This window comes from Pseudomonas sp. NPDC088444 (genome assembly GCF_044900175.1).
In the GTDB taxonomy this organism is placed as follows: domain Bacteria; phylum Pseudomonadota; class Gammaproteobacteria; order Pseudomonadales; family Pseudomonadaceae; genus Aquipseudomonas.
In genome coordinates, this window is record NZ_JBJDNK010000006.1 from 326,475 (window position 1) to 349,323 (window position 22,849).

Below are 22,849 nucleotides of genomic sequence, written 5' to 3' on the forward strand. Positions count from 1 at the left end.
AGCACCTAACAACGCTGACTTACGCGGTTTTATCCGGCACATCTCTTGCTCCCCCATTCCGACCCAAAAAACGGAATGCGCCTTCATGCTTCACTCTCACCTGACCACTCTCAACGCCGTCTCTTTGGTGCTGGAAACCTTTTCCGCCGAAGGATGGGGCAGCGAGGCGTTGCTGGCCGGGAGCGGGATCACGGAAGCGGACCTGAGCCGACCGGACATTCGCATCACCACCTTTCAGGAAATGCAGGTCTGCGCCAACGCCGTAGCGCTGCGTCGGGAGATCGGCTTGCCGCTCGGGCGGCGCATGCATGTGTCGTCTTACGGGATTCTCGGTTACGCCCTGCTCACCAGTGCCACTTTCGGTGACGCCCTGCGCCTGGCGCTGGAGTATCCGGCACTGCTGGGCACGCTGTTCGAATTACAGTTGATCGAGGACGGCGAACTCATCTGGTTCAGCGCCAGTGATTACCGGGACGACGAGGGCCTGCGCGTGTTCAATGCCGAATTGTGCATGGCCTCGCTGAAAGTGATTTGCGACGACTTGCTGGGCAAACCCTTGCCGCTATCGGCTGCGCGCTTCACCCATGCGGCACCGAATTACCAGGCCAGCTATCGGGAAAGCTTCCATTGCGAGCTGTATTTCAATGCCGAAGACAACGCCTTTGCCTTCAACAGACGCTGGCTCGATCAGACGCTGACCCTCGCCGATCCCGTCACCCATCGCGACATGCGAGAGCGCTGCCGACGCCAGAACATCGAATTCACCGGACGCCAGGCGTGGCTGGGACGCATCCGTCAGCTGCTTGCCGACCAACTGGACCAGACGCCCAGCCTGCGAACGCTTGCGCAAAAAATGAACTGCTCTGAGCGCACGTTGCGCCGCCATTTGCAGGCCACGGGCAGCAGTTATCAGCAATTGCTCGACGAGCTACGCTTCGAACGGGCCAAGCAATTGCTGCAAGACGATCAGATGCCGATTCATCACATCGCCGAAGTGCTGGGGTTCAGTGAAACGGCGAGCTTTCGTCATGCATTCATTCGCTGGAGCGGCGTGGCGCCGAGCCAGTTTCGGGCCTGACGCCCGACCCCCATTCCTGTAGCAGCACGCCTCCAAACGGGGCAGTGCGCCCTATTCAGGGGCGATTTTCGGACAGCTTTTATGGCCGAATACATCCCCTTTTGGCCGTTTCCGTCGTTCTCCAAAAAGCCGTCCGCCACAAGAATGTCGGACACCTTAGCCCACAGGAGAACAAGAAAATGCTGACGATCTATTCAGACGATCATCATCTGCATCATGGCCGCTGCGAGCTGATCGACGGCAAATTGATGCCCTGCTTCGAAATGCCGTCGCGCGCCGACCATGTGCTGCAACGCGTGAAAGACCGCGAAATCGGTGCCGTGGAAGGCCCGCAGGATTTCGGCATCGAGCCGATCAAGCGCATTCACACCGAGGCATTTCTGGAATTTTTCAAAGGCGCATGGGATCGCTGGGCCGCCACCAACCCGGAAGGCGACCTGCTGCCCTACACCTGGCCTGCGCGCACACTGCGCTCGGTCATGCCCACCAGCCTGCACGGCCAACTGGGCTATTACACCTTTGACGCAGGGGCACCGATCACCGCGGGCACCTGGCAAGCGGCATACAGTGCAGCGCAGGTTGCGTTGACCGCTCAGGCTGAAATTCAGAAAGGCGCACGCAGTGCCTTCGCCCTGTGCCGCCCGCCAGGGCACCACGCCGCCAGTGACGTCATGGGTGGCTATTGCTACCTGAACAACGCCGCGATTGCTGCGCAGGCATTCCTCGACCAGGGCCACAAAAAGGTCGCGATCCTCGACGTGGACTATCACCACGGCAACGGCACGCAGTCGATTTTCTACGAACGCAGCGACGTGTTGTTCACCTCGATTCATGGCCATCCGGAAGCCGAGTTCCCGTTCTTCCTCGGCTACGAGGACGAGCTCGGCGAAGGTGCGGGTGAAGGCTTCAACTTCAACTATCCGTTGGCTGCTGGCAGTGACTGGGCAATCTGGAGCGCCGCGCTGGAGAAAGCTTGCGACGAGATCGACCGCTTCGGCGCTGACGTTGTGGTGGTGTCGCTGGGTGTGGACACCTTCAAGGACGACCCGATCTCACAATTCAAGCTCGACAGCCCGGATTACCTGCGCATGGGCGAACGCATCGCGCGCCTGGGCAAACCGACGCTGTTCGTGATGGAAGGCGGGTATGCCGTCGAAGAAATCGGCATCAATGCCGTGAACGTGCTGGAAGGTTTTGAACGCGTCTGACCCCTCCCATCTGCGAGACAAGAAGAGAGATAACGATGAACAGACTCAAGCGCCTTATCGTCCCCGCCCTCTGCGCGGCCATGCTCGGCGGCGCGGTGCACGCCGACGAGCCGAAAACCCTGCGCGTGTACAACTGGTTCGATTACATCACGCCGCAGACGCTGGAAAACTTCAAAAAGGACACCAAAGTCCCGCTGATCTACGACATTTTCGACACCAACGAAGCCCTCGAAGCCAAGTTGCTGACGGGCAACTCGGGCTACGACGTGGTGGTGCCGTCCAACGTGTTTCTGGCCAAGCAGATCCAGGCCGGAGTGTTCCAGCCGCTGGACAAGAGCAAGCTGACCAACTATTCGCACCTCGATCCGAGCCTGATGAAGCTGCTGGAGGCGAACGATCCGGGCAACAAGTTCGCCGTGCCTTACATGTACGGGACCATTTTGATCGGTTTCAACCCGGACAAAGTCAAAGCCGCGCTGGGCGACAACGCGCCGGTGGACAGTTGGGACCTGATCTTCAAGGAAGAGAACATCAGCAAGCTGAAGGCCTGCGGCGTGACGCTGCTGGATTCACCTTCAGAGATTCTGCCGCTGGCCCTGCAGCATCTGGGGCTTGATCCGAACAGCAAGAATCCCAAGGACTACGACAAGGCCGAAGCCTTGCTGATGAAGATCCGTCCGTACATCACCTATTTCCATTCGTCCAAGTACATGGCCGACATCGCCAACGGCGACATCTGCGTGGCCGTGGGCTACTCGGGCAGCTTCTCGCAAGCGGCCAACCGGGCCAAGGAAGCGAAGAACGGTGTAACCGTGGACATGCGCCTGCCGAAAGAAGGCGCGCCCATCTGGTTCGACATGCTGGCGATCCCGAAAGGCGCCAAGGATGTGGAAGATGCCCACACCTTCATCAACTACCTCCTGCAACCGAAAGTGATCGCGCCAATCAGCGACTTTGTCGGCTATCCAAACCCGAACAAGGACGCGACCGACATGGTCGACCCGGCGATCCGCAACAACCCGAACCTGTACCCGACTGCTGAAGCCATGAAAACGCTGTACACCCTGACGCCGTTGCCGCGTGATGCCGAGCGGGCACGGACGCGGGTGTGGACCAAAATCAAATCGGGTACTTGATGACCGGAACCGGATGACAACTTTGTGGGAGCCGGCTTGCTGGCGAATACGGCGGGTCAGTCAGTACATCCATAGCTGACAGACCGCATTCGCCAGCAAGCCGGCTCCCACAGGCTGTGTTCCCCATATTTCATCGAATCACTAGCGCTGCTTCTCGGTGGCATCCCGCAACATGGAGTTCAGGTTGCCCGAAATATTCGCGCACAACGCCTTCATCTGAATCTCGTGCTCCGACGCCTTGAACGGGCTTTGCAGGTCGGTGCCGATTTTCTCGATGGCCAACAGCATGAAGCCCACAACAGTCGAGGCCAACGGCGTGAACCAGCCTAGCGTCTCGACCAGGCCAATGGGCACGATGATGCAAAACAGCGTGATGAACAACCGCGGAAAGGTGACGTAGGGGTAAGGCAGCGGTGTGTTGGCGATCCGCTCCATGCCGCCCTGGCAGTTGGAGATTTCCACCAGCGTCGCTTCCAGCCGCTCAAGACGAATGCTGTCCAGCCGCCCGGCCTTGTACTCGTCCGCAAGGATCGCCGCAGAGACGTTCAAAATGTCGTTGGGAAAGTTGTTGGTGCGTTTGCGCCGGTCGTATTCCTCACGCGAGATCATCGCAGTGACGTCTTCATCGCAATCGCTGCCCTTCAAATGTGCCGACAGACACTCCACGTAGGCCACATGCCGACGCAACAGTACGGCCTTGACCGGGTTCAGGTCGTCTTCGTCGTCGATCAACGTCAGCACTTGCCGCGCATAGCTGCGGGAATTGTTCACCAGTGCACCCCACAACGTGCGGGCTTCCCACCACCGGTTGTACGCGCTTGAGTTACGAAAGCTGGTCAACACCACCAATGCCGAACCCAGCAAGGTCAGCGGCATCGACGGCAAGGTGATTTTGGGCTCCAGATAGAGCATGAAATCCACCGTCACAATCACGTCCCAGATCAGCAGCCAGAACAGCGACCAGCCGATGTAGGTAAACGTTTTGATCATGGCGCGGTACTTCCTGATGATCATGTCCTGCAATGCCCACCCCCTCGGCTTTACAACACCCGGTAACACACTCGGGTTCCAAGGGGTTCGAATACGAAGGGGGTCATTGGTTCGGCGCTGGAAAATCCTGAAACATTCTTCGTGGTCGCCCGCCTCGGATATTTCATGGAACGAACCCGCCTCGCACGTGCTCAACCCTGTCTGAACGTTTCAGCTATTCGTCTTTGAGGAGAACGTCATGGGCTCGCCTGCTACGCCGAACGCCAATGAAACCGGCCAACTGACCATCAACACGATTCGCACGCTGGCCATGGATGCGGTGCAGAAAGCCAACTCCGGCCATCCCGGCACGCCCATGGCGCTCGCGCCGGTGGGCTATACGCTGTGGAAAAGCTTCCTGCGTTACCATCCGGAGCATCCAGACTGGCCCAATCGCGACCGTTTCGTGCTGTCGGTCGGTCACGCGTCGATGCTGCTGTATTCGCTGCTTCACTTGGCGGGCGTGGTCGAGATCGACGAGCACGGCAAGCCGTCCGGCAAACCAGCGGTAAGCCTCGATGACATCAAACACTTCCGCCAACTGAACTCCAAGACGCCGGGCCACCCGGAGTACCGCATGACCACAGGCGTTGAAACCACCACCGGTCCGCTGGGTCAGGGCTGCGCCAACAGCGTCGGGATGGCGATGGCAGAGCGCTGGCTGGGTGAACACTTCAACAAGCCCGGCGCGACGCTGTTCGACTACAACGTCTACGTGCTCTGCGGGGACGGCGACATGATGGAAGGCGTGACCGCCGAAGCGGCGTCGCTGGCGGGCCATTTGAAGCTGTCGAACCTGTGCTGGCTCTACGACAACAACACCATCAGCATCGAGGGCCACACGGAATTAGCCTACAGCGACGATGTGCAAAAGCGCTTCGAGGGATATGGCTGGAAAACCCTGCACGTGAAGGACGCCAACGATACGGCTGCGCTGGCTGAGGCGATCCGCACGTTTCACAAGACTGACGATGCGCCGACGCTGATCGTGGTCGACAGTGTGATCGGCTATGGCTCGCCAAACAAACACAACACCGCCTCCGCTCACGGCGAACCACTGGGTGATGAGGAAATCCGACTGACCAAAAAGGCCTATGGCTGGGACGAGAACAGCCAGTTTCTGGTGCCTGAAGAAGCACGCCATCACCTGCGCGATGCCATGCTCGAACGCAGCGCCAAGGATTTCGAGGAGTGGCAGGAAACCTTTGCCCGCTTTGAAAAAGAGCAACCTGCGTTGGCCGATGAACTGCAACGCATGCGTGCCGGGGAGATGCCCGAGGGTTGGCGCAATACCGCGATCAGTTTCGAAGCAGACGCCAAGGGTCAAGCCACGAGGGCGGCAGGCGGCAAGGTGCTGAACGGCTTTGCCCAGCAGGTCCCATGGTTACTCGGAGGGTCGGCGGACCTTTCGCCGTCGACCAAAACCAATCTGACGTTCGCAGGCGCAGGCAGCTTTGAAGCAGGCAGCTATGGCGGTCGCAACCTGCATTTCGGTGTTCGTGAACATGCGATGGGTGCGATTGCCAATGGCTTGGCGCTGTCGTATCTGCGCCCTTATACCTCGACCTTTCTGGTGTTCAGCGATTACATGAAGCCGCCGATCCGCCTGGCCGCGATCATGGAGCTGCCGGTGGTGTTCGTCTTCACCCACGATTCCATTGGCGTTGGCGAGGACGGACCGACCCACCAGCCCATCGAACATCTGACTCAGCTACGCGCCACCCCTGGCCTTCTGACCTTGCGTCCGGGTGACGCCAACGAAACCGAAGAAGCCTGGAAGGTGGCATTGGCGCAGACCCACAAACCTACGTGCATCGTGCTATCGCGCCAGCCCATGCCGACACTGGACCGCGCGAAATACGCCAGCGCTGAAGGTGTCGCCAGAGGCGCGTATGTGTTAGCCGACGCCGTGGAGGGCAAGGTCGAGGTGATTTTGATCGCCACGGGCAGCGAAGTGGGGATGACCGTTGAGGCGTTTGAGCAGCTCAAAGCCGCAGGTATTGCGGCGCGTGTGGTGTCGATGCCGAGCTGGGAGCTGTTCGAACATCAAGGCAAGGCCTATCGCGACAGCGTATTGCCGCCAGACGTGAAAGCGCGGGTGGTTGTGGAACAGGCAGGCCCGCTGGGGTGGGACCGTTACGTAGGTCAGACGGGCGGGAAGATATTGATGAACACCTTCGGCGCCTCCGCGCCGATCGACAAGTTGCAGGCGAAGTTCGGGTTTACGGCGGAGAACATCGTCAAGGTCGCGAAAGCGCAGCTCGCCTGAGGCTGACCTCGGTATAACGATCAACTCTGTGGGAGCGAATTCATTCGCGATGGCGTCGGCACATGTCACATCGTCTGTGGCTGACACACCGCTTCGCGAATGAATTCGCTCCCACAGGGGGGATTTCCACCATGACGTCAGGGTGTGATCAGCAGCCGCTTAACACCACCGGACGACGCTCGCCTTCAAAGAAGAACGGGCGCAAGCGCACACCCACCGCATTACCGGCGAACGCCGCGATCAACCACAACCAGCCATGCAGGCTGCCCGACGCGATGCCACTGAAATACGCGCCAATGTTGCAGCCGTACGCCAAGCGCGAGCCGTAACCCAGCAACAGCCCCCCCAGCACCGCTGCAATCAGCGAACGAGTCGGAATTTTCAGGCTTGGCGAGAAACGTCCTGCCAGCCCCGCCGCCACTGCGGCACCCAGCATGATGCCGATGTCCATGACGGTGGTGATGTCTTCCCACACCGGCGCGGCCAGCGCCTTGGCGTTGGCAGGCATCTGCCAGAACACCCAACTGCCGACATCCACGCCCATCGCGGTCAACGCCTTCGCGCCCCACAGCGCGAACGCCGAAGTAATGCCCCACGGGCGCCCGGCCAGTGCCAGCGTCGCGTAGTTGAGCAGCGCCAGCGCGATGGCGCCCCAGACCAGCGGCCATGGACCGCGCAGGAAACGACGCAAACCCACGTGCTCACTGGTCACCGCAGCTTCCAGCTCGCCGTGGCGGCGTTTTTCCAGCTTCACGGTCACGAACGCAATCACCGCGAACAGCGCCAGGCTCATGATCAGCGCAGGCATCACGCCAAAGGTTTTGACGATGGACGTCGCCGGGAACGATGGGAGCGAGAACCACCAGTCCGCATGATGCGTAGCGACCACCGAGCCGATGATGAAGAACAGCAAGGTCACCAGCATCCGCGCATTACCGCCGCCAACCGTGAACAGGGTGCCCGACGCACATCCGCCGCCCATCTGCATGCCGATGCCGAAAATGAACGCGCCAAACACCACCGACACTCCCGCCGGTGCGACAAGACCGGTGACAGGCGTACCAAACAAGGTGCCTGCGCCCAATGCAGGGAAGAACAGCACCACGGCAATCGTCAGCATGACCATCTGCGCCCGCAAACCGGCGCCACGGCGTTCATTGATGAACACACGCCAGGCCGAGGTGAAACCGAACGCGGCGTGATACAGCGTCAGGCCCAGCGCAGCACCGACGATCAGCAACAGGACTTGCTTGCCGCCAACGGCGGATTGAAGGAATAAGGCACCGACCACCAACAGAATGAAGGCGACCAGCGGCGTGCCGAACTTTCGCTCAGGCGACGCGGAAAGAGGGAGGCTCATGGATGTGTCTCAGGATGTGTTTGCGATGGGGAGTATACATCCGACGGCTTATGTCGGAATTTTTGGCAGAGATCCTGACTCTGGCGCCAATCCCTGTGGGGGCCGGCTTGCTGGCGAAGACGATGAGCCAGTCAAAGATGAATTGGCTGGCATACCGTATTCGCCAGCAAGCCGGCTCCCACAAGGTCTGTCACCACTCTCAACTCACCAAACACCCCGCAACCGCGCCAACGCCGACGCGATATCCGCCTCGGGCACCGCCGCAAATCCCAGCACCAGCCCCGCCCGGTTATCCACAGGCGTGTCCGAATCCGGTAGCCAGTAATCGCTTAAAGGAGAAAGCTCGACCCCCACGCTCTCAGCCTTGGCAATCAGCTCCCGCTCACGAGCAAGGCTTTCGACCGTCACTGACACATGAAGCCCCGCCAACGGCTTGGGCATCGGGCTGCAACCGGAGATGTGCTCGGGCCAGCCCGCCAACAACGCATCACGCCGATTCAACGCCGCCCGCCGCATACGCCGGATATGCCGCTGAAAATGCCCCGCCGCGATGAACTCGGCCATCACCACCTGAGTGCCGCTCTCCGAATGGCGCATGTCCACCGCCCGGCGCTGGCTGAACGGTTTGACCAGATTGCGCGGCAACACCAGATACCCCAGTCGCAGCGCAGGAAACGCCACCTTGGCAAACGTGCCGACGTAGATCACTCGACCGTTTCGGTCCAATGCAGCCAGGGGCGACAGCGGCGCGCCGCTGTAGCGATACTCGCCGTCGTAATCGTCTTCGACGATCCAGCCCTGCGTGCGCTCGGCCCAGGCCAGCAGTTCTAACCGCCGCGCCAGGCTCATGGTCACGCCCAATGGGTACTGATGGGACGGCGTGACGTAGGCCAGCCTACAGTCCGCCGAATCCGGGCAGCGCATCCCTTCGTGGTCCACTGGCAGGCCACGCAACCTGGCGCCTGCCACTGCGAACGCGTGACCGGCTGCACGATAGCCCGGATTTTCTATCGCCACGCCATCGCCATCGTTCAATAACAACTGTGCACAAAGCGTGATCGCCTGCTGCGCACCGGAGGTGATCACAATTTGTTCAGGGGTGCACTGCAAGTCACGAGATGTTCTTAAATAAATCGCGATCAGCTCACGCAACCGCCACTCCCCTGCCGGGTCGCCGTAGCCGAGATGATGCAAGCCCGGTTTTCGCCAGAAACCCGCGTGCAGCTTGCCCCACACGTCGAACGGGAACAGGTCGAACGCCGGAACTCCCACCCGAAAGGCTCTCGGCAGACCGGTTTTATGAGTGCTCAAATGATGCCGTTCCAGCAACGCCAGCGGAGCGCTGTGGATAACTTGACTGGATAAATCACCAGCCTCATTTTGAGAAAATGTGGATAAGCCTGTGGGTAAGTTTGGTGATAACCCTGTGGACACTTTTGTGGATAGTTTACGGACGGCAGCTTTTTTGTCGGGCAGTTGAGCCACATAGGTGCCGTCCCCCACGCGCCCCTCTGTGAAACCTTCGGCGTAGAGCTGATCGTAGGCCCGCATCACGCTGTTGCGCGAAATGGATAACGCCGCTGCCAGATCGCGACTGGCGGGCAATCGAGTGCCGCCGCTCAAACGTCCGTCAAGAATCCGCTGGCGCAATGCCTGGTAGAGCTGACGGCTCAAACCTTGACGCCGGTCCAACTCGATACCGGCGAAATCGAAGGTCAGCGAAGGTGTGCTGATTGGCATGAATTGGCCCTATGAAATAGACCATTAATGGTTCTTACAACAGACCAATAGGCTGCCTAGGATTGCGTCAGTCGCCAAGGAAAATCTCATGTACACACCCAGCTACTTCAAAGATGAGGATCTCGTCAGCCTGCATCGACAAATCGAAGGCACGCGTCTGGCCACGTTGGTCACCGCCGATGACGCAGGCCTGCAAGCGATTCACGTGCCGCTGCTGCTGGACCCGACACAAGGGCCGAATGGCACGCTGTACGGGCACCTCGCCAAAGCCAACCCACAGTGGAAGGCGCTGGCATCCGGCGAAGCACTGGTGATTTTTCAGGGTGCCGACGCTTACATCAGCCCCTCGTTCTACGCCGCCAAGGCAGAGCACGGCAAAGTGGTGCCGACCTGGAATTATCTGGCGGTCCACGCCTACGGCCATGCCGAAGTCTTCACCGATCCAGCGCGCCTGCTTGAGATCGTCAGCGGCCTGACCGACAAACACGAAGCGGGCCGTGACTCGCCGTGGGCCGTGAGCGACGCCCCCGCCGATTACATCGAAAAAATGCTCCACGGCGTCGTGGGTTTCGCCATACCTATCGAGCGACTGGAAGGCAAGCGCAAGCTCAATCAGAACCGCAGCGCCGAAGACATCACGGGCGTGAGCAAAGGCCTGGCCAGCAGCCCACACCCACACGATCAGGAAATCGCTCGCTTGATGAGCCAAGGAGAAAACCGTGTCTGACGTACAGATCCGCCCCGTTACCGCCGATGACCACGCCGCATGGCTACCACTGTGGAAGGCCTACCTGACGTTCTACAAGACCGAATTGCCGGATGCCGTCACCCTCAGCACCTGGAAGCGGTTCCTCGACAGCAACGAGCCGACCAACGCCGCCCTTGCCTGGCAGAACGGCAAAGCGGTGGGCATGGTGCATTTCATCTATCACCGCTCGAACTGGAGCATCAATTGGTCCTGCTATCTTCAGGACTTGCTGGTAACGCCCGAGCAACGCGGCACAGGCGTAGGTCGCACCTTGATCGAATACGTCTACGCCACCGCGAAGAACGACGGCGCTGACAAGGTCCACTGGCTGACCCACGAAACCAACGCAACAGCCATCCAGCTATACGAACGCATCGCCGAACGCCCTGGCTTCATTCAATTTCGCAAACCGCTTTGAGCGCTGGAAACCTGATCATGTCGAACCTTGAACACTGGCAAGCGGCAAGACTGCCTGACACCCGTACATTGAATGGGCGCTTCGTTCGCCTGGAAAAACTCGACGCAGCACGCCACGCCGACGGGCTGTGGACGGCGCTGGAAGGCCCCGGCGCCGATCAAAAGCTGTGGGATTACCTGGCGGTCGGGCCGTTTACCGAACGCGCAGCCTTTGATGATTACCTGGTGGGCCTGCAAGGCTCGACCGATCCGTGGTTCTACACCGTGATCGATCAGCAGAGCGGCGCCATCGACGGCTTCCTCAGCCTGATGTCGATTGTCCCGAGCGCGGGACGCATCGAGATCGGCCACGTGACGTTCGGCGCTTCCATGCAACGAACACCAAAAAGCACGGAGGCGGTCTACCTGCTGGCAAAAGAGTCATTCGCGCTGGGCAATCGCCGTCTGGAATGGAAATGCAACGCCGACAACGCCCGCTCCATCGCCGCCGCCGAGCGTTTCGGCTTCACCTTTGAAGGCACGTTCCGCCAACACATGATCGTCAAAGGCAAGAACCGCAACACCGCGTGGTTCTCGATTCTGGACAGCGAATGGCCGCAGATCGAAAAGGCCTTCGTGGCCTGGCTGGCTGTGGATAACTTCATGGACGGGAAACAAATCGACACACTGAGTCATTTCCGGTCGTTATAAACCTGTCATATCAAACGGCTATATAGGACGGCCTTTTCATAAAAACAGGCCGTCCGTCATGTTCCGCGCCAAGAACCGTCTCGCCCTGCACGTTGCTCTTATCGTCTCCAGCGGCTTCGCAGGCGAAGCCCTCGCCGTAGCGGCGCCTCAGGACCTTCTGATCACGACGCCCGATCAGGCAGGCGTCAAATTGAGCGGGACCGACAAGCTGACCGTGACCAGCACCGGTGGCATCAAGGCGAGCGGCAAGGCGGTCAGCTTCAATGACATTACCAGCGGTTCCGGTGTGGTTGTGGATAACAGCGGCACTATCAAATCCACTGGCGGGCGGGCGTTCGACAGCAGCGGCGACGAAACTCAAGCGCGCAACTACAGCATCACCAACCGCTCGACGGGGGTGATCACCAGCACCGACGACGCCATCCGCATCGACACCAACTTCCCCAGCGGCAGCATTCTGATCGACAACAGCGGCACCATCCGCTCGACGGCAGGCGGTCAGGGGATCGACCTGGATTCCGTGCGGGGTGCGGGCGTGACGACCACCATCATCAACCGCGAGGGCGCACTGATTCGCGGCGACCTGAGCGACGGTATGAAGACCGGCTCGAACGCCACCATCACCAACTACGGCGAGATTTCCTCGGGCGACTCGACCAACGCCGATCAGAAATTCGACGGCATCGACGTCGACTCGGCGACCGGCGTGACCATCAACAACTACGGCCTGATTTCAGGCGGCCGCCACGGTATCACCACCGACCTGGGCGCCACGCTGACCAACTACAGCACGGGCGTCATCATCGGCCGCAACGGCTCGGGCTTCGGTTCCGATGGCAATGGCACCGTGATCAACTACGGCACCATCACCGGCAGCAACAACGGCCTACAGCCCAACGGCGACGGTGACGGCGTGGACATCGACCTGGTCGCCCACATCGAGAACTACGGCATCATCAAGGGCCTGGGCGCCAGCGGCGTGGACAAGAACGGTTTTGCCAACGGCAGCGAAGGCATCGCCGCAGGCGGTGGCTACATCTACAACGCCAGCAACGCGCTGATCAGCAGCGTCGACAACGCCATTCTGGTCGACAACGGCAGCGACGGTCCCGGTGTGGCTGCCACGACGTTGATCAACCACGGCACCATCGAGGGTCTGGGTGGCTTCGGCGTGAAATTTGTCGGCGAGTTCGCCGACAATGTCTACAACAATGGCTTGATCAGTGGCAGCAACGGCCTGGCCATGGACATGGGCGGCGGTGACGACACCCTGACATTGGGGCACAACAGCCGGTTCGTCGGCGTAGTCGACGGCGGCACCGGCACTGACACGGTCATCATGGACGACGCGCTGGGTGGCAGCTTCGGCGCCAGCCAGAATTTCGAAACGCTGCAAGTGCGCCAGGGCACCTGGACCCTGACCGGCAGTGGCGATTTCAGCGACGGCGGCAGCGTGTCCAGCGGTGCGACGCTGATCAACCAGGGCGGCATCGCGGGTGCCATGACAGTCGATCAGGGCGGCATATATGCAGGCGGCGGCACGGTGGGTGGCCTGAACGTCAACGGCACATTGGTCGCGAACAAAACCCTCGGTGCTGCGCAGGTCAACGGCAATCTCAACATGAGCAGCGGCTCGACAGTGGCCTTTGGCGCCGATGCAGACGGCGGCAGCGCGACGATCAAAGTCAGCGGGAACGCCAACCTCAACGGCGCCTCGCTGGTGGTCAATGCCAGTTCCGGCACTTACCCGTGGCAAAGCCAGTACACCGTGCTTCAGGCAGGCAGCATTAGTGGCACCTTTGGCAGCGTCACCAGCGATTACGCCTTTCTGACCCCGACACTCAGCTATCAACCCACCAACGTTGGCCTGACGTATACCCGTAACGACGTGGCCTTCAACGATTACGCCACCACTGGCAACGGCGGTCAGGCCGCGAACAGCCTGGCGACACTGGGCAAGAACAACGCGCTGTACAACGCCTTGCTCAATACCAGCACGTCATCCGCAGGCTCTGCCATCGAACAACTGGCTGGCAGCAGCAACGCCAACCTGACCAGCGCGACGCTGAGCGGAACCTCCCAAGTCAGTGCCACCATGATGTCGGCGATGCAAGGGATGAGCAGCAGCTCCAGCCTGTTGGTCGGCATGGACGACAAAGACACCCCGGCCCTCGCCACTACTGGCGTGCCGACAGCCGCACGCAACCTGAACGACCCGAACGCACGCGGTCGTGTCTGGCTGCAAGGCATCGGCAGCTACGGCAGGCTCGATGGCGAACATGGCAGCGCAGGGCTGGAACAACGCACCAAAGGGACGGTGCTGGGTGTCGATTGGTCGCTGACCCCAGCTTGGCGCATGGGTGTGTTGGGCGGTTACTCGCGCACCGATCTGGACAGCACCGGTGTGGACGGCAAAGTCAACAGTTGGCACCTCGGCGCCTACGCGCAGCGTCAGGATGGCCCGGTCGCGTTGCGCCTGGGCGCGGCTTACAGCCGTCATGACGGTGAGAGCAAACGCTCGGTGGCGTTCGATGGCTTCAGCGATCGTCCGAAAGGCGACTACGACGCCGACAGCCAGCAGGCATTCGCTGAACTGGGCTATCAAATGGGCAGCGGTCGTCTGAACGTCGAACCATTCGCCAACCTCGGCTACCAGCGCTACCACCGGGACAGCTACACCGAAAAAGGTGGCGCAGCGGCGTTGAGCGTCGACTCGCAAAGCCGGGACAATTTCAGCAGCACCTTCGGCGTACGTCTGGCACAACTGACCCAACTGGAAAACGGCATGAGCCTTACACCACGGGGCAGCCTGGGCTGGCGCCACACCTACGGCGACGTCGACAGCAAAACCCGTCAGGCCTTCGTGCTGGGCGGCAGCGCATTCAGCGTTGAAGGTACTGCGCTGGATCGCGATGCCATGGTCGTTGAAGCCGGTCTGGACTTGGGCATCTCCGCTCGCCACACCCTCAGCGTCGGTTACAACGGCGAATTGGGCAGCAACAGCCGTAATCATGCGTTGATGGGGCAGTGGCAGATGAGTTTCTAATCCGCAGAACGCTGGGCAATCTGTAGGAGCGCGCTCCTACGGACTCAACGAAACCAGCAGGCAAAAAAAGAGGAGCCACGAGAGCTCCCCCAGAGGTAACCATTTAGCCTCCCGCATCTGCGCGCAGGAGGCTTTCATTCATTGATCCATCGCAATCATTCGATCTCGATCAAGATCTCACCCGGGTTCACGCGATCACCCTTGGCAACATTGATCGCCACGACCTTGCCCGCGACCGCTGCCTGAACCTCGGTTTCCATCTTCATCGCTTCGGTGATCAGCACGGCTTGACCAGCCTTGACCACATCACCTTCCTTGACCAGCACATCGACGATGTTGCCCGGCATGGTGGTGCTGACGTGGCCCGGCTTGCTGGCCTGGGCGCGTTTACCGATACCGCCGCCGACGAATTCGTTGAGCGGCTCAAAGACCACCTCTTCGGGCATGCCGTCGATGGACAGGTAGAAGTGACGCTTGCCCTCCGCCTTGACGCCGACACCCGTGATGTCGACGCGGTAGCTCTCGCCGTGCACGTCGATCACGAACTCGGTCGGCACGCCATCGCCGCTGGCCTTGGCCACAGCACCCGGCTCTGGAATCGGCAGCAATTGCTCTGGCGCCAGAGTGCCCGCCGCGCGCTCTTCGAGGAATTTGCGGCCGATGTCCGGGAACATGGCGTAAGTCAGAACGTCTTCCTCGGACTTGGCCAACGCGCCGATTTCACCGCGCAGCTTGGTCATTTCCGGCTTCAGCAGGTCGGCTGGGCGCACATCGATCAACTCTTCGTTGCCGATGGCCTGACGGCGCAGTGTCTCATCCACTTGACCCGGCGCCTTGCCATAACCGCCAGTAAGGTAGAGCTTCACCTCGTTGGTGATGGTCTTGTAACGCTCGCCCGCCAGCACGTTGAAGAACGCTTGAGTACCGACGATTTGCGACGTCGGGGTCACCAGCGGTGGGTAACCGAGGTCTTTGCGCACACGCGGGATCTCGGCCAACACTTCGCCCATGCGGTTCAGGGCGCCCTGCTCTTTGAGCTGGTTGGCGAGGTTGGAGATCATGCCGCCTGGCACTTGGTTGACTTGTACGCGGGTGTCGACCGCAGTGAATTCACTCTCGAACTGGTGATATTTCTTACGCACCGCGTAGAAGTACAGGCCGATTTCCTGCAACAACTCCAGATCCAGACCAGTGTCGAATTCGCTGCCTTTGAGCGCTGCGACCATCGATTCGGTGCCCGGATGGCTGGTGCCCCAGGCGAAGCTGGAGATCGCCGTGTCGATGTGGTCGACGCCGTTTTCCACAGCCTTCAACTGGCACATCGCGGCCAGGCCAGCGGTGTCGTGGGAGTGAATGAACACCGGAAGCGATTGCTCGGCCTTCAGCGCCTTGACCAACTCGCCTGTAGCGAACGGGGTCAGCAGGCCGGCCATGTCCTTGATCGCTACCGAGTCGCACCCCATGGCTTCCATTTGCTTGGCCTGAGTGACGAAGGCGTCGATGGTGTGCACCGGGCTGACGGTGTAAGCGATGGTGCCTTGAGCGTGCTTGCCCGCCGCTTTCACCGCTTCGATGGCCACGCGCAGGTTACGCACGTCGTTCATCGCGTCGAAAATGCGGAACACGTCGATGCCGTTGACGGCTGCCTTGGCGACGAAGGCCTTGACCACGTCATCGCTGTAATGGCGGTAGCCCAGCAAGTTCTGGCCACGCAGCAGCATTTGCAGACGCGTGTTCGGCAACGCGGCGCGCAGTTGGCGCAGGCGCTCCCATGGGTCCTCTTTCAGAAAGCGCACGCAGGCGTCGAACGTCGCGCCACCCCAGACTTCCAGCGACCAGTAGCCGACTTTGTCGAGCTTCTCGCAGATCGGCAGCATGTCCTCGGTGCGCATGCGGGTCGCCAACAGCGATTGGTGGGCGTCGCGCAGGATGGTGTCAGTTACAAAAATCTTTTTGGACATTGTTGTATTCCTCACAGGCCTGCGTGGGCGGCAATGGCGGCAGCGATGGCCAGAGCCAGCTCTTCGGGTTTGCGCTTGATCGAGTAGTTGGTCAGTTCAGGGTGGCTTTCAACGAAGCTGGTGTTGAACTGGCCACTGCGGAATTCCGGGTTGCGCAGGATTTCCTGGTAATACGCGGCGGTGGTCTTCACGCCTTGCAGACGCATATCGTCCAGCGCGCGCAGGCCACGGTCCATCGCCTCTTCCCAGGTCAGCGCCCAGACAATCAGCTTCAGGCACATGGAGTCGTAGAACGGTGGAATGGTGTAGCCGGTGTAGATCGCCGTGTCGGTGCGCACGCCCGGCCCGCCGGGGGCGTAGTAACGGGTGATCTTGCCGAAGCTGGGCAGGAAGTTGTTTTTCGGGTCTTCGGCGTTGATGCGGAACTGCAACGCGAAACCACGATGAATGATGTCTTCCTGTTTCACCGACAGCGGCAGGCCCGAGGCGATGCGAATCTGCTCGCGAACGATGTCGATCCCGGTGATTTCCTCGGTGATGGTGTGTTCCACCTGCACCCGAGTGTTCATCTCCATGAAGTACACTTCGCCCTCGGCGAGCAGAAACTCCACAGTACCGGCGTTCTCATAACCCACGGCCTTGGCCGCACGCACCGACAGGTCGCCGATGTAGGCGCGCTGTTCAGGGGTCAACTGAGGGCTTGGGGCGATTTCGATGAGCTTCTGGTTGCGACGCTGGATCGAGCAGTCACGCTCGAACAGGTGCACCACGTTACCGAAGCTGTCACCCAGGATCTGCGCCTCGATGTGCTTGGGATTGACGATGCATTTTTCGAGGAACACTTCGGCTTTTCCGAATGCCTTGGTCGCTTCGGAGATGACGCGAGGGAAGGCTTGCTCCAGTTCTTCACGGCTGTTGCATCGGCGAATACCGCGACCGCCGCCACCCGACGTGGCTTTGAGCATGACCGGGTAACCAATGCGATCACCCTCGGCCAGCGCCTCGGTCACGTCAGCGACGTTGCCTTCGGTGCCCGGGGTGACCGGAACACCGGCCTTGATCATGCTGCGGCGCGCTTCGGTCTTGTCGCCCATGCGACGGATCACTTCAGCGGACGGGCCGATGAATTTGATCCCGCGTTCGGCGCAAATCTCAGCAAGTTCAGCGTTTTCCGAGAGGAAGCCATAACCGGGATGCAACGCATCGCAACCGGTTTCCACGGCCAGGTTCACCAGCTTGCGAGGGTTCAGGTAACCCTCAAGCGGTTCCGAACCAATGCCATACGCCTCATCCGCACGCTTCACATGGAGCGCATGGCGGTCCGCGTCGGAGTAGATCGCAACCGAACGAATGCCCATTTCGGCGCAAGCACGCACGATCCGGACAGCAATTTCTCCACGGTTGGCGATCAGGATTTTTGTTATCACTGGCATTTCCTCGACCGATGAGCAGACGGGCCGGAAACCCGGCCAGTACGTAGCGACATTCCGTTACTGCATGTTGCGTCGCAGCGATGGGTGCACCCTATGACGAATCAGTAATTAACAAAAATGAGTAAAAATTGGGTTAAACATAAGTAAAACCTTATAGTTGCTCATTCAGTCATTTGCGAGGCAGGCGAACAGTGCGTAAGTCATTGATGCGTATGACATTGCGTCAATTGCGAATCTTCAACGAGGTCTGTGATCTACGTTCCTACAGCCGCGCGGCCGAGGAAATGTCACTCACGCAACCGGCCGTCAGCCTACAAATTCGTCAGCTGGAGGACCTGATTGGACAGCCTCTGTTTGAGTACGTTGGCAAGAAGCTTTACCTGACCGAAGCCGCAGAAGCACTCCAACTCGCCAGTCGCGATATTTTTGGGCGGCTGGAGAACCTCGACATGCAGCTTTCGGACATGCAGGGCTCGTTGCAAGGTCAATTAAAGCTCGCGATCGAGTCCAGCGCGAAATATTTTGTCCCGCACCTGTTCGCAGCTTTTAAACGCCAATACCCAGAAGTTGCACTCAATTTGACGGTGGTTAACCGCGCACAGGTGATTCGCCGACTGTCGGACAACCGTGACGATCTGGTGGTGATGTCGATGGTCCCGCAGGACATGGGATTAGAGTTTTTGCCCTTCTTGAACAACCCGATCGTCGCCGTCGCAAGGCCGGATCATCCGTTGGCGCAACTGGCCAGCCCCTCGCTGAAGGATCTGGAAAGCCACACACTAGTGGTTCGCGAGCAGGGTTCGGGAACGCGCAAAGCGTGCGAGGAGTATTTCAAGGAAAAGCGCATTCACTTCGAGCAATCGCTGGAAGTGTCATCGGCCGAAGCCCAGCGCGAATGTGTGGTGGCGGGGCTGGGTGTGGCGTTGCTTACACGCCATGCCCTGAGTCTGGAATTGGCCACCGGCACGCTGAAAGAGCTGCCAGTGGCCGAGTTGCCGCTGTATCGAAGCTGGTGCGTCGTACAGGCTCGGGAGAAACGTCTGTCGCCAGTGGCTCACGCCTTCCTGGCATTCATTCGCAGCGAGCGGGCACAAATCAGTGAGCTGGTCACGCGCTTTGACGGACACCTTCCGACGCGCTAGCGCTCTGCCAGAACGTACCCGAGACTTCCAGATAATCGTCGTATTCGAGGCTCAGACGGCGGTCTTCGAAGCGGGTTTCAATCGCACGCCGAAACGCCATGCGGCGCTGGTCTTCCTGCTGGCGGCGGGTCTTGGCGCTGGTGCTGTTCTGCGAGTCATCGTAGTGCCGAGGCATATCCTGTCTCCCATTGCGTGTGCGGAAGTACAGGGTGACCGTCAGGCGTGACGATCAAGTGGCGTGAGAGTTACAAGTTGGTGAAGGTTTGATCACCCACTCCTACAGGGGCAGCGGCAGACAAGCAATCAATCTTCTGAAGACTTGATCGACTTTGGCGACAACCGGAGGCTGCGCAAGCTGCGCTTCACGCTTTTCAGGTGGTTGACCAGACTTGGCCCGCGAGCCATCGCCACGCCCATCGCCAGCACGTCGATTACCACCAGATGGGCGATGCGTGAGGTCAGTGGCGTGTAGATTTCGGTGTCTTCGTGCACATCGATGGCCAGGTTGACCGTCGACAGCTCAGCCAACGGCGTCTGGCTCGGGCACAGGGTGATGAGGTTGGCGCCACTCTCACGCACCAGATTGGCGGTGATCAGCAAATCCTTCGAACGCCCGGACTGGGAAATGCACACAGCCACGTCTGTTGGCTTGAGGGTGACCGCTGACATCGCCTGCATATGCGGGTCAGAGTAGGACGCCGCCGTCAGCAACAGCCGGAAGAATTTGTGCTGCGCGTCAGCCGCGACCGCACCCGATGCCCCAAACCCATAAAACTCGACACGATGCGCCGCGGCCATGACCGTCACCGCCGCCTGCAGAGCGTGAGGATCGAGCTTTTCGCGCACTTCCATCAGAGTGTGCAGCGTGGTGTCGAAAATTTTCAGGCTGTAGTCCGCGACCGAATCGTCTTCGTGAATGGCGAACTGCCCAAAACTCGCCCCCGCCGCGAGGCTTTGCGCGAGCTTGAGTTTCAGGTCCTGAAAACCGGTGCAGCCGATCGCACGGCAAAAGCGCACGATGGTCGGCTCACTGATGCCTACGCTGTGGGCCAGATCGGCCATGGAACTGTGCATGACAGCCGCAGGATCAAGCAGCACATGGTCGGCTACCTTGAGCTCTGACTTACGCAAGAGATGGCGGGACTGGGCGATGTGCTGCAACAGATTCAAAGGACAGGACTCAGGTGGAGGATGGGCCGGGCTGTAGCTTTCTTGTAGTTATACTACATGACCTGCAAACCGCACAGCTAAACGAGATAGCAGTTCGCAACCGACTGGCCTTGGATGACTGATCGCCCTGGAGTGTAGGACTTTTCACACGCTACTCCAGGCAACTGACGAATAATTACGCAAGACATCGCCCATCGCACTTGCCTCAACAGGCCGACTGATCAAGTAGCCTTGTACCTCATCGCAATCATGGGCACGCAGAAACGCCAACTGCTCAGCGTTCTCAACGCCCTCGGCCACCACCTTCAAGTCGAGGCTATGCGCCATGGCGATGATCGCACGCGTGATCGCCGCATCTTCAGTGCCTTCGTTCAGGCCACGGATGAACGCCTGGTCAATCTTCACGTAGTCCACCGGAAAACGCTTCAGGTAACTCAATGACGAATAACCGGTGCCGAAATCATCGATGGCCAGCTTCACCCCCAGTTCCCGCAATTGCCGGAACGTGCTGATGATGTGCTCGACACTGTCCAGCAATTGGCTTTCGGTCAGCTCAAGTTCAAGGCATTCAGGCATCAAGCCGGTTTCATCGAGCACCTGACGCACCAGGCTCACCAGCTTGCCTTGTCTCAATTGATGAACCGACAAATTGACCGACACCCGAATCGGCATCAGCCCACTGCGCTGCCATTCACATGCCTGACGGCAGGCGCGACGCAGAACGAACTCCCCGATGTCGGCAATCAGGCCAGACTCCTCCGCCAGTCCGATGAACTCACCGGGCGGCACCATGCCGCGCGAGGGATGACGCCAGCGCACCAGTGCCTCGGCTGAATTCAGGCGCCCTGTCGCCAGCTCCAGCTTGGGTTGGTAGAACACCTCAAGCTGGCCCTCCTCGATGGCGCGACGCAACTGGATCTCCAGTTGCAGCCACTCCAGCGTTCTGGCTTGCAGGCTCTCGGTGTAGAACTGGAAGTTGTTGCCGCCCAGATGCTTGGCGTGTTGCATCGCCATGTTGGCCTGGGTGACCAGTGTAGAAATGTCACGGGTCGAGTCTGGAAACAGAGCGATGCCAATCGACGCACTCACCACCAGGTCGTGGCCGGCGACCGGCGTCGGCGAGCGCAACTTGGCCAGCAAACGTGTGGTCACCCGCGCCAGCGCCGTCAAATTGCCGTGAGAATCGAGCAGGACAGCAAACTCATCGGCAGACAAGCGCGCCACGGTGTCAGCGTCCGACAGCTCTGCGATCAGCCGCCGCGCCACATGGCGCAATAACTGGTCGGCGATGTCGTGTCCGAGGCTGTCGTTGAGCAATTTGAAACGATCGAGGTTGATGTGCAGCAGCGCCAGGTTACGCCCGCCCTGACGCACACGCTGATTGGCTTCGCGCAGACGCTCGTTGAACAGCGCCCGATTCGCCAGGCCGGTCAACTCATCGTAATGGGAGAGGTAGCGCGTACGCTCTTCGTACTGCCTGGCCAGCTCTCGATTAAGCTCTTCGCTTTTAGCTTGCGCCTGTTGTAAGTGCTCGATCAGTGCCAGGTTCTGAAAGCGGCGCATCAGACCACGCTGAATCAAACGATTGACCTGCGCAGCGACAACGATAAGCGCAAGCAACAGAATGAGCCCCAGCCAGCCCCATCCGCGCAACGGCACGTCGCCACCCCAGAACAGATACACGATTGGCGGCAGCAGACAGGGGACGGCGAACGTCAGAAAGGCAGGAATACTCGCCGCATAGGCCACGCTCGCGGACAACGTCGCCGCGCCGATGAGACCGAACACCCACGCCTGCTGAACGAAGCTTTCCGCAGGGACCAACACCAACGCGGCGCTGGATAACGTGAAGCCGCTGACGCACGCTCCCGCAAGAAACATGCGCTTCCAGATCGGATGCGCCTGACGCTCCTGCGAGGCAGCTCGAAACGCCGCCACTTGCAGAATTCGCAGGCACACCAGCGCCGACAGCCAGCCGACCCAAATGCTGACCAACACATAGCGCTCCGGGCTCCAGAGCAGCCAGGCGCACAGCAGACCATTGATGAACATGAACAGGGTCGGCAGCATCGACCCCTGATAAAGAAGACGAGTGCGCTCGACGGCAAGCTGGGTGGCGTAACGTTTGCGGATGACACGGCGTGTCGCCACAGAGTCGGCCGGGGCTTCTGAGCTGGTGGTCATGGCGGTTCTTATAATTGGTGAGCCTTGAACGTCAGCGGAGCATACACAAGCCATTGGCGAGACCATACAGTCAGAAAAATAAAATGCATGAATGGTTACCGCCCATACGAATTGCACACACCTCTGTAGGAGCGTGGCTTGTCCCGCGATCGGCTGCGAAGCAGTCGTAAAGTCAGCGACTTCTATTTGTCGGATTACCCCGCGTGCTCTGGATTTGCTGCCGGTTCCCGGCAGATCG

At 59.9% G+C, this 22,849-nt stretch carries 17 protein-coding genes; 9 read left to right on the plus strand and 8 right to left on the minus strand.

Going from position 1 to position 22,849, the window contains the following annotated elements; translation table 11 throughout:
- The first annotated feature begins 85 nt into the window (after positions 1–85).
- From ACI2KB_RS14500 to ACI2KB_RS14510, 3 genes are all read left to right on the plus strand, one after another.
- Entirely contained in the window at positions 86–1,078 is a 993-nt protein-coding gene (locus tag ACI2KB_RS14500) for an AraC family transcriptional regulator (RefSeq protein WP_404635566.1), read from the plus strand.
- A 179-nt stretch (positions 1,079–1,257) separates the two neighbouring features.
- Positions 1,258–2,286: a histone deacetylase family protein gene (locus ACI2KB_RS14505; protein ID WP_404635568.1), complete on the plus strand. Its 1,029-nt coding sequence runs from the start codon at positions 1,258–1,260 to the stop codon at positions 2,284–2,286.
- 35 nt (positions 2,287–2,321) lie between these two features.
- Positions 2,322–3,422 carry a polyamine ABC transporter substrate-binding protein gene (locus ACI2KB_RS14510; protein ID WP_404635570.1) on the plus strand — a complete coding sequence of 367 codons (1,101 nt, stop codon included), beginning with the start codon at positions 2,322–2,324 and terminating at the stop codon, positions 3,420–3,422.
- Positions 3,423–3,563: 141 nt separating this feature from the next.
- On the opposite strand, the gene ACI2KB_RS14515 is transcribed toward ACI2KB_RS14510, so the two are convergent.
- Complete coding sequence (locus ACI2KB_RS14515; RefSeq protein ID WP_404635572.1) at positions 3,564–4,445, minus strand: bestrophin family protein; 882 nt, start codon at positions 4,443–4,445, stop codon at positions 3,564–3,566.
- Positions 4,446–4,650: 205 nt separating this feature from the next.
- On the opposite strand from ACI2KB_RS14515, the gene tkt reads away from it, so the two are divergent.
- Positions 4,651–6,720 (plus strand): transketolase, encoded by a 2,070-nt coding sequence (gene tkt / locus ACI2KB_RS14520; RefSeq protein ID WP_404635574.1) that lies wholly within the window; start codon positions 4,651–4,653, stop codon positions 6,718–6,720.
- A 148-nt stretch (positions 6,721–6,868) separates the two neighbouring features.
- Here the strand turns inward: tkt and ACI2KB_RS14525 are convergent, their stop codons facing one another.
- Positions 6,869–8,080, minus strand: a complete 1,212-nt coding sequence (locus ACI2KB_RS14525; protein WP_404635576.1) for a YeeE/YedE family protein — start codon at positions 8,078–8,080, stop codon at positions 6,869–6,871.
- A gap of 204 nt (positions 8,081–8,284) precedes the next feature.
- Entirely contained in the window at positions 8,285–9,820 is a 1,536-nt protein-coding gene (locus ACI2KB_RS14530; RefSeq protein WP_404635578.1) for a PLP-dependent aminotransferase family protein, read from the minus strand.
- Positions 9,821–9,908: 88 nt separating this feature from the next.
- Between ACI2KB_RS14530 and ACI2KB_RS14535 the strand changes: the two genes are divergently transcribed.
- The 4 genes from ACI2KB_RS14535 to ACI2KB_RS14550 are packed head-to-tail and all read left to right on the plus strand — an operon-like array spanning position 9,909 to position 14,721.
- Positions 9,909–10,547 carry an FMN-binding negative transcriptional regulator gene (locus ACI2KB_RS14535; protein ID WP_404635580.1) on the plus strand — a complete coding sequence of 213 codons (639 nt, stop codon included), beginning with the start codon at positions 9,909–9,911 and terminating at the stop codon, positions 10,545–10,547.
- Positions 10,540–10,986 carry a GNAT family N-acetyltransferase gene (locus ACI2KB_RS14540; protein ID WP_404635582.1) on the plus strand — a complete coding sequence of 149 codons (447 nt, stop codon included), beginning with the start codon at positions 10,540–10,542 and terminating at the stop codon, positions 10,984–10,986. The genes ACI2KB_RS14535 and ACI2KB_RS14540 overlap by 8 nt, the downstream gene beginning before the upstream one ends.
- Before the next feature lie 17 nt (positions 10,987–11,003).
- Positions 11,004–11,675 (plus strand): GNAT family N-acetyltransferase, encoded by a 672-nt coding sequence (locus ACI2KB_RS14545; protein ID WP_404635584.1) that lies wholly within the window; start codon positions 11,004–11,006, stop codon positions 11,673–11,675.
- Between the two features lie 58 nt (positions 11,676–11,733).
- Entirely contained in the window at positions 11,734–14,721 is a 2,988-nt protein-coding gene (locus ACI2KB_RS14550) for an autotransporter domain-containing protein (RefSeq protein WP_404635586.1), read from the plus strand.
- Positions 14,722–14,876: 155 nt separating this feature from the next.
- Here the strand turns inward: ACI2KB_RS14550 and oadA are convergent, their stop codons facing one another.
- Together oadA and ACI2KB_RS14560 are read right to left on the minus strand one after the other, a co-directional pair.
- The gene (oadA, locus tag ACI2KB_RS14555) at positions 14,877–16,682 is read right to left on the minus strand and encodes a sodium-extruding oxaloacetate decarboxylase subunit alpha (RefSeq protein ID WP_404635588.1); all 1,806 of its coding nucleotides are present in this window, start codon (positions 16,680–16,682) and stop codon (positions 14,877–14,879) included.
- Positions 16,683–16,693: 11 nt separating this feature from the next.
- Positions 16,694–18,109, minus strand: coding sequence for an acetyl-CoA carboxylase biotin carboxylase subunit (locus ACI2KB_RS14560; protein WP_404635590.1), 1,416 nt, complete (start codon positions 18,107–18,109; stop codon positions 16,694–16,696).
- A 197-nt stretch (positions 18,110–18,306) separates the two neighbouring features.
- Between ACI2KB_RS14560 and ACI2KB_RS14565 the strand changes: the two genes are divergently transcribed.
- Positions 18,307–19,257: a LysR family transcriptional regulator gene (locus tag ACI2KB_RS14565; protein ID WP_404635592.1), complete on the plus strand. Its 951-nt coding sequence runs from the start codon at positions 18,307–18,309 to the stop codon at positions 19,255–19,257.
- Here the strand turns inward: ACI2KB_RS14565 and ACI2KB_RS14570 are convergent.
- The 3 genes from ACI2KB_RS14570 to ACI2KB_RS14580 all read right to left on the minus strand — a co-directional run bounded on the left by ACI2KB_RS14570 (position 19,223) and on the right by ACI2KB_RS14580 (position 22,611).
- Positions 19,223–19,432, minus strand: coding sequence for a PA3496 family putative envelope integrity protein (locus tag ACI2KB_RS14570; protein ID WP_404635594.1), 210 nt, complete (start codon positions 19,430–19,432; stop codon positions 19,223–19,225). The genes ACI2KB_RS14565 and ACI2KB_RS14570 overlap by 35 nt on opposite strands.
- A 128-nt stretch (positions 19,433–19,560) precedes the next feature.
- Positions 19,561–20,427 carry a transcriptional regulator HexR gene (gene hexR / locus ACI2KB_RS14575; protein ID WP_166593990.1) on the minus strand — a complete coding sequence of 289 codons (867 nt, stop codon included), beginning with the start codon at positions 20,425–20,427 and terminating at the stop codon, positions 19,561–19,563.
- A 144-nt stretch (positions 20,428–20,571) separates the two neighbouring features.
- Positions 20,572–22,611 (minus strand): putative bifunctional diguanylate cyclase/phosphodiesterase, encoded by a 2,040-nt coding sequence (locus ACI2KB_RS14580; RefSeq protein WP_404635596.1) that lies wholly within the window; start codon positions 22,609–22,611, stop codon positions 20,572–20,574.
- Positions 22,612–22,849 lie beyond the last annotated feature (238 nt).